Annotated in this window: 13 protein-coding genes; 6 read left to right on the top strand and 7 right to left on the bottom strand. The window is 61.9% G+C overall.

What is annotated here, in order from left to right:
* The first annotated feature begins 177 nt into the window (after window positions 1–177).
* A complete protein-coding gene (locus B5525_RS06810) occupies window positions 178–570 on the top strand; it encodes a hypothetical protein (RefSeq protein WP_079565318.1) in 393 nt (130 codons plus the stop codon).
* 87 nt (window positions 571–657) lie between these two features.
* On the opposite strand, the gene B5525_RS06805 is transcribed toward B5525_RS06810, so the two are convergent.
* Window positions 658–1,893 (bottom strand): tyrosine-type recombinase/integrase, encoded by a 1,236-nt coding sequence (locus B5525_RS06805; protein WP_079565317.1) that lies wholly within the window; start codon window positions 1,891–1,893, stop codon window positions 658–660.
* Window positions 1,894–2,112: 219 nt separating this feature from the next.
* On the opposite strand from B5525_RS06805, the gene B5525_RS06800 reads away from it, so the two are divergent.
* On the top strand, window positions 2,113–2,475 hold the full coding sequence (locus tag B5525_RS06800) for a hypothetical protein (RefSeq protein WP_079565316.1): 363 nt from the start codon (window positions 2,113–2,115) through the stop codon (window positions 2,473–2,475).
* 152 nt (window positions 2,476–2,627) lie between these two features.
* Here B5525_RS06800 and B5525_RS06795 read toward each other — a convergent pair whose 3' ends face one another.
* On the bottom strand, window positions 2,628–3,449 hold the full coding sequence (locus B5525_RS06795; RefSeq protein WP_079573034.1) for an acyl-CoA thioesterase: 822 nt from the start codon (window positions 3,447–3,449) through the stop codon (window positions 2,628–2,630).
* Between the two features lie 168 nt (window positions 3,450–3,617).
* A complete protein-coding gene (locus B5525_RS06790; protein ID WP_154073103.1) occupies window positions 3,618–6,149 on the bottom strand; it encodes a glycogen/starch/alpha-glucan phosphorylase in 2,532 nt (843 codons plus the stop codon).
* Window positions 6,150–6,345: 196 nt separating this feature from the next.
* Here B5525_RS06790 and B5525_RS06785 point away from each other — a divergent pair, with 196 nt between their 5' ends.
* On the top strand, window positions 6,346–6,576 hold the full coding sequence (locus B5525_RS06785) for a hypothetical protein (RefSeq protein WP_079565315.1): 231 nt from the start codon (window positions 6,346–6,348) through the stop codon (window positions 6,574–6,576).
* A 55-nt stretch (window positions 6,577–6,631) separates the two neighbouring features.
* On the opposite strand, the gene B5525_RS06780 is transcribed toward B5525_RS06785, so the two are convergent.
* A complete protein-coding gene (locus B5525_RS06780; RefSeq protein ID WP_079565314.1) occupies window positions 6,632–7,510 on the bottom strand; it encodes a LysR family transcriptional regulator in 879 nt (292 codons plus the stop codon).
* Between the two features lie 131 nt (window positions 7,511–7,641).
* Here B5525_RS06780 and bla point away from each other — a divergent pair, with 131 nt between their 5' ends.
* A complete protein-coding gene (gene bla, locus B5525_RS06775) occupies window positions 7,642–8,538 on the top strand; it encodes a class A beta-lactamase (RefSeq protein WP_079565313.1) in 897 nt (298 codons plus the stop codon).
* Between the two features lie 188 nt (window positions 8,539–8,726).
* Window positions 8,727–9,158, top strand: coding sequence for a hypothetical protein (locus B5525_RS06770; protein ID WP_079565312.1), 432 nt, complete (start codon window positions 8,727–8,729; stop codon window positions 9,156–9,158).
* 137 nt (window positions 9,159–9,295) lie between these two features.
* Here the strand turns inward: B5525_RS06770 and B5525_RS06765 are convergent, their stop codons facing one another.
* The gene (locus B5525_RS06765; protein WP_425305291.1) at window positions 9,296–10,057 is read right to left on the bottom strand and encodes a DUF2865 domain-containing protein; all 762 of its coding nucleotides are present in this window, start codon (window positions 10,055–10,057) and stop codon (window positions 9,296–9,298) included.
* A 384-nt stretch (window positions 10,058–10,441) separates the two neighbouring features.
* On the bottom strand, window positions 10,442–11,005 hold the full coding sequence (pyrE, locus tag B5525_RS06760; protein ID WP_079565310.1) for an orotate phosphoribosyltransferase: 564 nt from the start codon (window positions 11,003–11,005) through the stop codon (window positions 10,442–10,444).
* Window positions 11,006–11,181: 176 nt separating this feature from the next.
* On the opposite strand from pyrE, the gene B5525_RS06755 reads away from it, so the two are divergent.
* Window positions 11,182–11,808 (top strand): glutathione S-transferase family protein, encoded by a 627-nt coding sequence (locus B5525_RS06755; protein ID WP_079565309.1) that lies wholly within the window; start codon window positions 11,182–11,184, stop codon window positions 11,806–11,808.
* 121 nt (window positions 11,809–11,929) lie between these two features.
* Here B5525_RS06755 and B5525_RS06750 read toward each other — a convergent pair whose 3' ends face one another.
* The gene (locus B5525_RS06750; protein WP_079565308.1) at window positions 11,930–12,565 is read right to left on the bottom strand and encodes a LysE family translocator; all 636 of its coding nucleotides are present in this window, start codon (window positions 12,563–12,565) and stop codon (window positions 11,930–11,932) included.
* Window positions 12,566–12,826: the final 261 nt, after the last annotated feature.

Below are 12,826 nucleotides of genomic sequence, written 5' to 3'. Positions count from 1 at the left end.
TAATTACAAGGGCTTAAGGGCCTTTAATGGCTCTACGGTGGCCACCCATAAGCACGCCGCGCCAAGGTTCCATGTACCCAAAATGGGCGCATGGAACCCGGCGAACCTGCCACTTAACAAAATCCTTGCCAAATGGCAATAATTGTGTTAAGTTGCGCGGCTGTAAGGAGAAATCCCATGTGCAAGATCAAGGGTTGCGAGGCCAACGCGGTCGGGAAGGGTTTGTGCGCCAAGCACTACATGCGGGCTCGGCGGCACGGCAGCACAAAGGTTGTGAATAAACGCGGGCCAAAGGGGCCAAGGGGTGGCGATGGCATTTTCTTTGAGCCGGGAGATAAGGACAATCTAAAATCGCACCTTTTGGCTCACCGCATTAGAATGTCGCCGCGAACTTTTGAGCGCTACTGGACGGCGAACAAAATAATGCTATGGAGCAGGATGACAGAAAAGCAGATGCTGCGAACTATCAAGGATGCACAACGTCCCAACGGATCGCTCAACGTGAGCAAGCTGGTCCGCGATACGGTGGAAACCTACGTTAAGAAGCATCCCGAATTTGATTGGGATTAACAAGACGCCTTCTTATGCAGCCGATTGCAAACCGCGATTTATGAAGATCAACCCAACATTGTAGGTCACTACGGTCACCGGGAAAAACTATTCAGCCTTCTTGTCCGCACTGCCGTTGATCAGCGCCATGAACTTGTCGGCTACCGCTTCCATGATCTTCTTGTTTTCGTCGGCATATTTCGACTGATCGTAAACGTCGGCAATGCCTCCATCAACGTGATTTTCAATTCGGTTCATCGCATCACGACCGAAACCCAAACCAGTGATCGCGGTGCCGTGGGTGCGGCGCAAATCATGCGGCTTCGCCGGATCATTTACTCCTAGTTTTTCACAGATGGTTCGCATATCGGCATCGAGGCCATCGATAGCGTTGCCCCGTGGCGAAGCGAACACCATTCCGGTGCTGCCGATTTCCGCGATGATCTGTTGCGCGATCTTCGGCAGCCAGACCTTATGCGCGGGACGTTTCTTCTGTTTCGCGGTCTTGTTCTTGTTCTTGGTTCCGGGCCAGCCCAATGCCGGTATTGGGTCCTTTGGCAGGGTCCACCAGCCATCTTCAATGTGCTCGGTTCGCATGCAACTGACTTCACCGGGTCGCTGGCCAGTGAGCAAAATCATTTTCAACGCCAACCCTTCGATCAGATCAACATCGTTTTCAAACGCGGTCCAGAATTTCGGAATTTCGCTATCAGATAAAACCCGGTCACGCGAGTTGGTATCGTTGCGCTTGACGTCGCTGCACGGATTGATCTTGACCCCGCCTTCTTCTTCCCTGATCGCCCATGAAAAGATTGCGCTGGCTGCGGCGAGGGTTTGATTGGCGACGATTGGTGCTTCGATTCCTTTTATCCGGGTCTTGACGTCGGATCGTATGATGTCGGCGGCCTTCAGTTTTCCCCATTTTGGAATCAGGTGCTTTTTTACAAGCGAGTCGGCTTGTGCCCAAGACTTGTTTTCCTTCTTGGCGTATTGCTCGACATAGCTCGTTGCCAATTCTTCGAAAGTGCCCGCACTGCGCTTCGCCTTTTTATCAGCCGCCGGGTCTTTACCATCATTCACCAGCACCAGCAGCTTGGCCGCCTCCTTACGGGCCTTGACGACACCGATATTGTCATCTCCGATTGAAAACCAGCGCGGGCGGCCATGCCGGGAATAGATAAATTTGAAAGACTTGTGACCGGAGGGCTGTACCCGGACAGCAAGCTTGTCTTGCTTGGTATCCCAATCCAGAAAAGGCGCGGTGCGCGGTTGCAGAGCCTTGATGTACGGATCGGTCAATAGGTGAGCATCAAGGGCTTGGCGTTTGCGGGGCTGCTGCGACATTTGCGAGTCCTCCGAAAACTAACGCTGGGCTAACGATTGCCCCTTAATCGACCTTAACACATTGTTAAGGGTTTTAAAGCAGAAACCCCTCTGCCGCAGCGGTTTCTTGGCGTTAGTTTATGGTTCTTAACGGTGCTTAAAAGCCGACAATCTTAACTCCGGATTAATGGAATATGCCTGTAGTGCCGGTTCCAACCCTGGTTGCCCCGGAGCCTTGATATGTCGGATATTTTCAGCGTTCTCCAGTCAGCCTACGCGACGGCACCGCTGACCCCGTCGAATACCAAGTACACCGCGGTCGATCCGGCGAGCTTTCAGGGCAGCTGGACCGGGACCTATGCCAATAACCAGAAATTCGATCTCACGATTGATAACGTCAACGGCTTCCGCGCCCAGGTCAAATACCAGAGCGGTTCGACGGTGCAGTATGGGCAGGTGCTGATCGGGAACGGATCGTCGTTCCGCATCGGCAACTCCAAATTCGTGCTGACGGGCGCCGGCAAGGCCACGGTCGCCAACGCGGTGACCGATCCCGTGACCGGCAACACCAGCCTGGTCCAGGGCACGGCAACCCAAGGCTGAGCCAGGCGCCCGCGTTCCAGCACGGTCATTCCGGGGCGCGTGGAAAACGCGAACCCGGAATCTCGATGCAAGTAACCTCCAGATTCCGGATCGCTCCGCAGGCGGAGCGTCCGGAATGACGCGAATGCAAACCCGGCTATTGGCCTTCGCTCTCACGCCTTGAAATACGCGATCTGGGTGGTGGTCGCGAGCAGGCGTCCGTTCGGCGACCACAATTCGCCGTTCTGGTCGCCGTAGCTCTTGTGGAAGATCTTGGCGTCGGCGACCGCAAGCACGCGGCTGATGTCCTCGCGCGCGAGATCGTCCGCGTCGGTATGGAAATAGGTCGTCAGCGACACCGTGCCGAACGGCATCAATTCGCGCTTCGTATGAAAGACGCGGGCGAAGAACGCGTCCGACATCGACATCAGCGACAGCATGTCGATTTTCCGCGGCACCCGGTCGGCGATCCATAATTTGGAGAAGGTGCTGGCCGGCAGCGCGTCGCTTTTCGCACCGCTGAAATCCGGATAGCCTTCGACGAAACGGAAATCATACTGGTTGGCCCAGGATGCCTTGATCCTGGGATAGGGCAGGATCTGCTCGAACGGCGGTGCTTTCGGAAACTCCGCCGGCTGATGCGACCAGGACGGGCGGCGCTCGGCGAACACGCCGGTTGCCAGCGTCGCCACCTCGCCGCCGCCTTGCGTCAGCTCGACGCACCAGTGTTGCGACGAGCGGTTGGCCTTGACCAGGCGAACGTCGAGATCGAACGCGCCTTGCGCGATCGGCGCGCAGTAATTGACGGTCAGCGACAGCGGGTCGCCGGAACGTTCGGGGTGCTCGATCAGCGCCCGCAGCAAGGTAGCGGCGGTGGCGCCGCCGAACGGGCCGACGAAGGCCCAGTAGTCGTCGCTGGTCTGGCCCTGCCAGCGGCTGTCGCCGGCGGTCACCCGCGTGGCCTCGTCGAAAAGGTGCTGCGCCCTGGTAAGCATGTTCGTATTTTCCGTCATTGCGAGCGAAGCGAAGCAATCCAGAGCGGACGAAGCAAGTTTGGATTGCTTCGTCGCTTCGCTCCTCGCAATGACGCTCTTGCCTTTCCCGCACACTATCGCGGCAACTCCACCGGGTTCAATGACGTCGGAGGTAAACGTTCTGCGGCCCTACCGCGTCGCCCCGCGCTGTACGCCCGGCTCCAGCGCTGCCGACCCTCCGCGCACCGGCACGTTCCAGATTTCGCCGGCATATTCACGGATGGTGCGGTCGGAGGAGAACCACGGCATCCGCGCCACGTTGAGGATCGAGGCCCGCGTCCATGCCGGCACCACCTGCCAGCGCGCGTCGATGCCGCGCTGGGCCCCGTAATAGGATTCGAAATCCGCGCTCACCATGTAATGGTCGAGATGGCGCAGCGAGTGGGCGATCGATTCGAACCGGCCCGGATCGCCGGGCGAGAATTCGCCGCCACCGATCGCGTTGATGGCGCGCGAAAGCTGCGGTGACTTCCGGATCACGTCGGTTGCGTCCAACCCCTGCTTGCGGCGCACCATCACGTCCATCGCCTCCATGCCGAAGATCGCGATGTTTTCCGCGCCGACATGGTCGCGGATTTCGATATTGGCGCCGTCGAGCGTGCCGATGGTCAACGCGCCGTTCAGCGCGAGCTTCATGTTGCCGGTGCCGGAGGCTTCCATGCCCGCGGTCGAGATCTGTTCGGACAGGTCGGCGGCAGGAATGATCACTTCCGCCAGGCTGACATTGTAGTCGGGCAGGAACGCGATCTTCAGCCGGCCGGCGACGGCGGGATCGTTGTTGACGACCTCGGCGACGTCGTTGATGAGCTTGATGATCAGCTTGGCGTAGCGGTAGCTCGCCGCCGCCTTGCCGGCGAATATCTTGACCCGCGGTACCCAGTCCTTTTGCGGCTCGTCCTTGATCGCGTGATACAGCGCCACGGCTTCGATGATGTTGAGCAGCTGGCGCTTGTATTCGTGGATGCGCTTGATCTGGACGTCGAACAGCGCGCCGGGATCGACCATGACGTTGAGACGTTCGCCGATCACCCGCGCCAGCGCCAGCTTGTTGTGATGCTTGACGGCGCGGTATTGCTGCTGGAACGCATTGTCGCTGGCGTGCGCCTCGAGACGTTCGAGCAGCGACAGATCATCGAGTACGGCGTCGCCGCAGGCCTCGCGAATCAGGTCCGTCAGCTTCGGATTGGCCAGCATCAGCCAGCGGCGGAAGGTGATGCCGTTGGTCTTGTTGTTGATGCGGCCGGGATAGAGATGGTTGAGGTCGTGGAACACGGTCTCCTTCATCAGGTCGGAATGCATCGCCGAGACGCCGTTGATGCTGTGGGAGCCGACAAAGGCCAATTGCCCCATCCGCACCCTGCGGCCGGATTTTTCGTCGATCAGCGAGACCGAGGCGCGGAAGTCGACATCGCCCGGGCAGCGCGCGTCCGCCAGCGCCAGATGCGCGACATTGATGCGGTAGATGATCTCGAGATGCCGCGGCAGCAGGCGCTCGAACAATTCGAGCGGCCAGGTCTCGAGCGCTTCCGGCAGCAGCGTATGGTTGGTGTAGGACAGCGTCGCCACGGTGATCTTCCAGGCTTCCTCCCAGCGGAAATTGTGCAGGTCGACCAGGATGCGCATCAGCTCGGTGACGGCAAGACTCGGATGAGTGTCGTTGAGCTGTACCGCCGCCTTGGAGGCGAGCCCGCGCAACTGGCCGTCGGAGGTGAGATGGCGGTTGACCAGATCCTGCAGCGAGGCCGCGACGAAGAAATATTCCTGGCGCAGCCGCAGCTCACGGCCCGCCGGGCTCTCGTCGTTCGGGTAGAGGAATTTGCAGATTGATTCCGCGCGCGCTTCCTCGGCGCTGGCGCCGAGATAGTCGCCGGTATTGAAGACGTCGAGTTTCAACGGGTCGGGTGAGCGCGCCGACCACAGCCGCAGCGCGTTGACGTGCTGGCCGCGCCAGCCCACGATCGGGGTGTCGTAGGCAACGGCCTGCACGGTCTCGGCGGGATGCCAGATCGCGCGGTCGCGGCCCTTGTCGTCGACATGTTCGACGCCGCCGCCGAAATGCACGTGATAGACCACTTCCGGCCGCTGGAATTCCCAGGGGTTGCCGAAACTCAGCCACTCGTCGGGATATTCCTGCTGCCAGCCCTGCGCGATGATCTGGCGGAACAGGCCGAAATCGTAACGGATGCCATAGCCGACGGCGGGTATCGCGAGCGTGGCCATGCTCTCCATGAAGCACGCCGCCAGCCGCCCCAGGCCGCCATTGCCGAGCGCGGCATCCGGCTCGCATTTGCTCAAATCCGCGAGGCTGACGCCGAGGTCGCCGAGCGCGGTTTCGAATACCTTCAACAGCCCCATATTGTTCAGAGCATCGCTGAACAGGCGGCCGATCAGAAATTCCAGGCTGAGGTAATAGACCCGCTTGGCACCGGCGTCGTAGCTCTTCTTTTCGGCCGTCAGCCAGCGGTGCACGATGCGGTCGCGCAGCGCCAGCGCGGCCGCCTTGTACCAGTCGTGCCGGGTCGCCATGCCGGCGTCCTTGCCGATCGCCAGCCGCAGCTTGGTGAGGATCGCGCTTTTGATCTCGGTCAGCGCCAGTTCGTCGATCGGCTGGTCGTGCGCCGGAAAAAGGGTTGGGAATGATGGATCGGACAATTTGGGCATCCCTCAACTCGAAACCGACTGAAATCATACGCGCTCTATGCCGGGATCGAAACCCGCCGGGGGTCCCGATTGTGCAATGCATGCATGGTTTTTATGCAAGGACCGGGCCGAATTTGTTCCCCTCCGCGCGTATCGGCTTTGGTGATAGAATAAAATTTACCAAATCCGACGTCGCGTTATCTGGGAGGACCGGACCATGAGACTGACCATCGAGATCATCGCCGCCGCGTTGCTGGTTGTCTGCATCACCGCCTCCAGCGCCGCCTTCGCCGCCGACAGGCCCGGCAGAAGCGCCGACGGCTTGAGCTGCTCGTTCAGCGTCCCGACCGACGCCTCGCCCGCCGCGCGCTGCGCCGCGATCAAGCGGCAGTGCGGCGGAAAGTTTTTCGCGAATTATTGCGGTGACAAGATGCTTTCGGCGATGTGAGCCGCAATCAAAGCGGCCGCCAACCGATTGCTGTCGGCAACCTTGAGGGTATCCATCAAGCCTTTGACGTGGCGACGTTTTTGAGGAGCCACGCCCTGAAAGCGTGGGTTGCCGCGGACTGTCGCTTCGAGCGTAGCGATGTCAGCCAGTATTCGCCCAGCGTGACCTCGGTCTGGAACGGCCGGACCAGCCGGCGCTGCCGCAGATCATGACCGAACATCAACGCCGGCAGCAGGGCGACCCCTGCGCCATGCGCGGCAACCTCGGCCATCGTGACCGATGAATCGAACATCGGCCCTTTCGTCGGCGGGCTAGTGAGGCCGGCGGCGGCAAACCAGCGCGACCACTCGTCCAACCGGTAAGAGCGCAGCAGGACCTCGCGCTTCAGGTCGGCGGGCTTGCGCAGTTTTTTCGCCATGCCGGGGGCGCAAAAGGGTGTGAGCGGCGCGGCGAAAAGACGTGTCGCTTCGGTTCCGTGCCAGGCGCCGTCGCCGAACCGGATTGCGAAATCCAGACCTTCGCCGGCGATATCGACGCGGTTGTTGTTGGTGAGCAGCCTGAGGTCGATGTGCGGATGGGCCTTCTCGAAAGCCTTCAGCCGCGGCAGCAGCCAACCGGTCGCAAAGGTCCCGACCACGCCGACGGTCACGACGTCCCGGAAGTAGCCATCCTCGAAGCGATCCAGCGTCGCGCGTATGCGATCGAATGAGTCGGCGATCGCCGGCAGCAAGGCCTGTCCTTCATCCGTGAGCGCCAGCCCGCGCGGAAGCCTGCGAAAAAGCTGCACGCCCAGTCTTTCTTCCAGGCCTTTGACTTGCTGACTGACGGCTGCCTGGGTGACGCGCAGTTCCAGCCCGGCGCGCGTAAAGCTGAGCTGCCGTGCCGAAGCCTCGAAGGCCCGAAGTGCGTTGAGCGGCAAATGCGATGTCGTCATTTCGAGACCCAAATTCCGGGAAATCCAAGTTCTTGCAGATCCAAGTTTTTCTTATGCTTCGCCTCAGAAATGATGGTTTGTCAACGCCGGTCCTCCCCGCACATCTTGCCGCCACAACGGAGACGATTCGGATGACCAACAGACGTGAATTTTCGAGGGCGGTTTGCGCTGCCCTTATCGGATATCCTTTGGCGGCCTGGGCAGGACTCGCACCGGCGGGTGCGGGCCTCGACGACAATCTCGCCAAAGAATTGGCCAGACTGGAAGCGGAGAGCGGCGGCCGGCTTGGGGTTGCCGTGCTCGATACATCGACCGGCGCGATGGCCGGCCATCGTGCCGATCAGCCATTTCCGATGTGCAGCACTTTCAAGGTGCTTGCGGTCGCCGCGATCCTCCGTCGCGTCGACGCGCAGGGGGAAAAGCTGGAGCGACGCATCGGTTTTACCAAGGCTGACCTCGTGTCCTACTCGCCTGTAACCGAGCGCCACCTCGGCGGTGACGGCATGTCGCTCGCGGAGCTCTGCGAGGCCGCGATCACCCGCAGCGACAATACGGCCGCCAACCTTCTCCTTGCCAATATCGGGGGACCGGCAAATCTGACCGCCTTCGTGCGCACGCTCGGCGATCAGGTGACCCGGCTCGACCGCATCGAGCCCGAGCTGAATGAGGCCACACCCGGCGATCCGCGCGACACCACCACGCCGAATGCGATGCTGTCGAATCTCCAAAAACTCGTGCTGGGCGAGGTGCTGTCGTCCGCGTCGCGGGATCGGTTGACGGCCTGGATGATCGGCAACAAGACCGGCGACGCGCGTCTGCGCGCCGGCTTGCCGGCGGGCTGGCGCGTCGGCGACAAGACCGGCTCGGGCGCGCGCGGAACCGCCAACGATGTCGCCGTGATATGGCCCGCGGAGCGGGCGCCGGTCATAGTCGCGGTCTATCTCACCGGCGCATCCGGTTCGAATGACCAGCAAAACGCGACGATTGCCGCCGTGGCCCGCGCGGTCTCCGCCGCCGTGATTCGCTGACGGGGCGAAAATTGCGCGAAGCGCCGTCCCGGCAAGCTTGCCTGCGGGCGCAAGCCGGGATGACGCAACTGTCAAATTTGAAGGTCTGGAACGAATTAAGAACACTTTAGCAAGTCTTTGATATATAATAGTGATTCGGTGCTATCCCGATACAATATCTATGGTCTACCGAGCCATCCGAGGACTACATGTCCACCATCGCCTTCGATCAATTCGCGCTCACCCGCATCGCCGACTTCGCCCGTTCGCTGTCGCGGCTGCATCAGGCCTCGCGCCGGCAGGTCGTCGATGACGACCAGATCGACCGGGAGTTCAACACCGTCTGCATGTCGGTGTGGGGCTATACCACCGACGATTTCAGCGACGATCTGTTCGGTGACGCCGACCACGCCTTTCTCGACTCCCTCGACGAGGCGCATGCGCGCATCTTCGCCGCCGAACAGGGTTACGACCTCGTCGACGACGATGGCATGCTGACGGACTGGTGGGGCTATTGCTGGATGATCCTCGCCGAAAAGCGCGGCCTGCTGACGCCGGAAAACCGCGCCGCGGCGCGGGCCAAGATCGAGGAGAAATATCTGTCGGCACCGAACGTGATCGGCGTCATCGTCGGGCGGTGAAAAAAGTCTCCGTCATTCCGGGATGGTCCGAAGGACCAGACCTCAGATGCGCAATTGCGCATCGGGGAATCTCGAGATTCTCCGATGTGCAATTGCACATCGGAGTTCGATGCTTCGCATCGCCCCGGAATGACAGTTCAATCGGCTTCGGCCCGCTTCGCCCTGGTCGAAACGGTCTTCGGCACCGTGGTCACGGGCGGCACGGCATCGCGGCTCGTCTCCGCCAACGGCGCATCATTGGCGATCATCTCGGCGCGCACTGGCGCCACCCGCATTCCGCCGAGCCGCGCGCGGACCTCGGCGGTCAGGCCGGGATAGGAAGCGATCGGCGTGAATTCGGCGGTCTGGCCGTCGCCGGCCTTGACGCCGGAATAAGCCACGAGCCCGTCGGTGGTGGCGATCACGTCGCCGGGACGCAGCGAGGTGTCAAGCGTCAGATCGACCGGCGCCAGCCCTGCGGGGTCGCGGCCGTTGCAGGTGCAGTCGGCGCGCATCGCCTTGCGAAACGCGAAAGCGTTCTCGCTGTCCGCATAGCGCTCGCCGTTGGCCGACGAGGCGCTGTCGATATTGCTGCCGAAGAACACCTTTGTCGGGCTCGCCGGACAGAACGCCTGGCACATCTGGGCCGGCGAGGCGTTGCGCGCGGTCAGCGGGAAGTAGCGGCCGTCGCAACTGCGCACGCAAAAGGCCGGGCCGGAGCCTGACGCAATGGGCCGCGGCGGCGGCCCGGGCGGCTGGTTCTGGCTGAACGGATCGGCAAAGAAATTAGCCTGCGGCGACGCGGCCGCAGGCTGCTGCTTCTGCAAGCCGCTGAAAAACAGATCGAACAGGCCTTCGGCGGTGGCCGCGCGAGGGGTAACCGCAACCAGGCCCGCGAGTACCGTCGCGGCGACAAGCATCATGCGGCGCCGCATGCGCTGATGAGACAACTCTATACGCAACGCTTACTCCACCCCACACAACGAACTCTACCGAAGCGAAGCAATGCCTCAGCGCCGGTAACCCTAATGCGGGATGGTAAACGAGCGGTGACCGCGAGGGTCGGACGGCGGAAAAGAAATGTGGCTGCCTTACCTCGTGCCGCTTGCGGGGAGAGGTCGCCCGACGAAGCGCAGCGAAGTCGGGCGGGTGAGGGGGACTCTCCGCGAGTCCTAAAGAGTTTGCTGAGAGAGGCCCCTCACCCCAACGCTCTCAGAGCGAGCTACACTCGTCTCGGCCCTACGAAGAGCGGGGCGAGGGAGAAGAGAGAGCGGTGGCTTGCCGGAAGAGCGAACGCGACCCGCTCAATCCTTCAGGAACTCGCTGGCCTTGTAGAGCGAGCGGAAGGCAATGCCGGCTTCGGCGAAAGCTTCGGTCGCGCCTTCTTCGCGGTCGACCATGGTGAACACCAGCACGATCTCGCCGCCGGCCTCGCGCACCGCTTCGGCGGCCTTCCGCGCCGAGCCCCCTGTCGTGGTGACGTCCTCCACGATCACGATGCGCTTGCCGGCCAAGGTCTCGCCTTTGGCGAGGCCTTCGACCGCAAGGCGGGCGCCATGTTCCTTCGGCTTCTTGCGAACGAAGAAGGCCGCGATCGGATGGCCCTTGAGCCAGGACAGCTGCGCGATCGCGCCCACCAGCGGCACCGCGCCCATCTCGAGGCCACCGGCATAATCGAGCCCGTCATCCTTCAGCGCCTCGAACGTCAGTTCCGCGAGCAATGAGGCGCCCTCGGGATCGAGCATGGTTGGCTTGAGATTGAAGTAGAAATCGCTCTTGCGGCCCGAGGCCAGCGTGATCTCGCCGCGGCCGAACGAGCGCTTGCGGATGATCTCGGCGAGGCGGGCACGGGAGGCTGATTTGGACAAGGCGGTCTTCTCTTTATAAGGGCGGGCGCAATCTATCGGCGGACGGGCGCACATTCCAGAGCGGATAGCGCGCCGTCAACAGCGGGCGCGGGGAGGGCTTGCGGAAAGGCCGGTTGTAAGGGCGTCGGGTTCCGGGGTAGGGGATACCAAAGCCTTTGGCGGGAGGATGACCAAAAATGACCATCGAACTCCACACCTGGAACACGCCGAACGGCCGCAAGATCTCGGTCGGGCTGGAGGAGATGGGACTGCCCTACAAGGTGTTTCCGGTCAACATCACCAAGGGCGAGCAGATGGCGCCGGAGTTCCTCGCGATCAGCCCGAACAACAAGATCCCGGCGATCGTCGATCCCGACGGGCCGGACGGCAAGCGCGTCAGCGTGTTCGAAAGCGGCGCGATCCTGCTATATCTCGGCGAGAAGACCGGAAAATTCCTGCCGAAGCCCCTGGCCGGGCGTATCCCGGTCTATGAATGGCTGATGTGGCAGATGGGCGGCTTCGGGCCGATGCCGGGGCAGGTGCATCACTTCATCGCGCTGGAGAACGAACAGGAGCGCGCCTATGGCCTGAAGCGCTTCATGGCGGAGACCCGCCGGCTCTACGGCGTGCTGGATCGCCGTCTTGCCGACCGCGACTTCGTCGCGGGCCCGTTGTCGGTTGCCGATTTTGCCATCCTCGGCTGGGCCTGGCGGCACCCGCGCCACAAGGTGGAGCTTTCCGATTTCCCCAACGTCAAGCGCTGGTACGAGACGCTGATGGCGCGCCCCGCGGTCAAGCGCGGCATGGACGCGAAGCTGGATTGAGACCACCGTCATGCCCCGCGAAGGCGGGGCATCCAGTAATCCGAGACGTCTCGGTTCAGATCGGCTTTCACGGAGTACTGGATCATCCGCCTTCGCGGATGATGACGGCCCTACCAGTGCCTCACGCCCGCCGCGTCTCCAGCGCCATCCGCACCGCGAGCCCCGCCAGCACGGTGCCCATCAGCCAGCGCTGCAGCAGCAGCCAGGTCGGCCTTGTGCCAAGGAACAGCGCGATCGAGCCGGCGGCGAGCGCGATCATTGCGTTGACGGAAACGCTGATCACGATCTGGATCGAGCCGAGCGCCAGCGACTGCGTCAGCACGCTGCCCGCGGCGGGATCGATGAATTGCGGCAGCAGCGCCAGGTACAGCATCGCGATCTTGGGGTTCAGGAGATTGGTGACGAACCCCATCGCGAACAATTTTCGCGGCCCGTCGACGGCAAGCTTTTTCACCTGAAACGGCGAGCGCCCGTTCGGTCTCACGGCCTGCCAGGCCAGCCACAGCAAATAGGCAGCACCCGAAAGCCGCAGTGCGTCGTAGGCATAGGGCACGGCCAGCAACAGCGCGGTGATGCCGAATGCTGCGCACAGCATGTAAAACACAAAACCGAGCGCGACCCCGCCGAGCGAAACGATCCCCGCCGCGGGCCCCTGCGTGATCGAGCGCGAGATCAAATAAATCATGTTCGGCCCCGGCGTCAGCACCATGCCGAGCGAGACCAGGGCAAAACCGAGCAGGGAGGTGAGGTGGGGCATGGGGGACTCGCGAGCGGGGGATGTACGGGTTTCTAACGTGCATTGTGGCGGAGTGCCATTTCGAAAAGGGCATGGCGGCTGGTCGAAAATTTCAAACACAAGTGTCATCGCCCGGCTTGACCGGGCGACCCAATACACACCTAAAGCAGTTATGAAGCGACGCAGCCAACCGAGCCGGATCGCGTATGACGCCCGGTGATCGACCGCGACGGCTATGGAATACTGGATCGCCCGGTCGAGCCGGGCGACGACAGCGATGCT

It is taken from the genome of Bradyrhizobium erythrophlei (assembly GCF_900129505.1).
Classification (GTDB): domain Bacteria; phylum Pseudomonadota; class Alphaproteobacteria; order Rhizobiales; family Xanthobacteraceae; genus Bradyrhizobium; species Bradyrhizobium erythrophlei_D.
This window is presented reverse-complemented; position numbering and strand designations above follow the sequence as displayed.

Bases quoted from the DNA above. Each gene is read 5' to 3' on its own strand.
- B5525_RS06810 (WP_079565318.1), top strand. From the start codon at position 178: ATGTGCAAGATCAAGGGTTGCGAGGCCAACGCGGTCGGGAAGGGTTTG.
- B5525_RS06805 (WP_079565317.1), bottom strand. From the start codon at position 1,893: ATGTCGCAGCAGCCCCGCAAACGCCAAGCCCTTGATGCTCACCTATTG.
- B5525_RS06800 (WP_079565316.1), top strand. From the start codon at position 2,113: ATGTCGGATATTTTCAGCGTTCTCCAGTCAGCCTACGCGACGGCACCG.
- B5525_RS06795 (WP_079573034.1), bottom strand. From the start codon at position 3,449: ATGCTTACCAGGGCGCAGCACCTTTTCGACGAGGCCACGCGGGTGACC.
- B5525_RS06790 (WP_154073103.1), bottom strand. From the start codon at position 6,149: ATGCCCAAATTGTCCGATCCATCATTCCCAACCCTTTTTCCGGCGCAC.
- B5525_RS06785 (WP_079565315.1), top strand. From the start codon at position 6,346: ATGAGACTGACCATCGAGATCATCGCCGCCGCGTTGCTGGTTGTCTGC.
- B5525_RS06780 (WP_079565314.1), bottom strand. From the start codon at position 7,510: ATGACGACATCGCATTTGCCGCTCAACGCACTTCGGGCCTTCGAGGCT.
- bla (WP_079565313.1), top strand. From the start codon at position 7,642: ATGACCAACAGACGTGAATTTTCGAGGGCGGTTTGCGCTGCCCTTATC.
- B5525_RS06770 (WP_079565312.1), top strand. From the start codon at position 8,727: ATGTCCACCATCGCCTTCGATCAATTCGCGCTCACCCGCATCGCCGAC.
- B5525_RS06765 (WP_425305291.1), bottom strand. From the start codon at position 10,057: ATGCTTGTCGCCGCGACGGTACTCGCGGGCCTGGTTGCGGTTACCCCT.
- B5525_RS06755 (WP_079565309.1), top strand. From the start codon at position 11,182: ATGACCATCGAACTCCACACCTGGAACACGCCGAACGGCCGCAAGATC.
- B5525_RS06750 (WP_079565308.1), bottom strand. From the start codon at position 12,565: ATGCCCCACCTCACCTCCCTGCTCGGTTTTGCCCTGGTCTCGCTCGGC.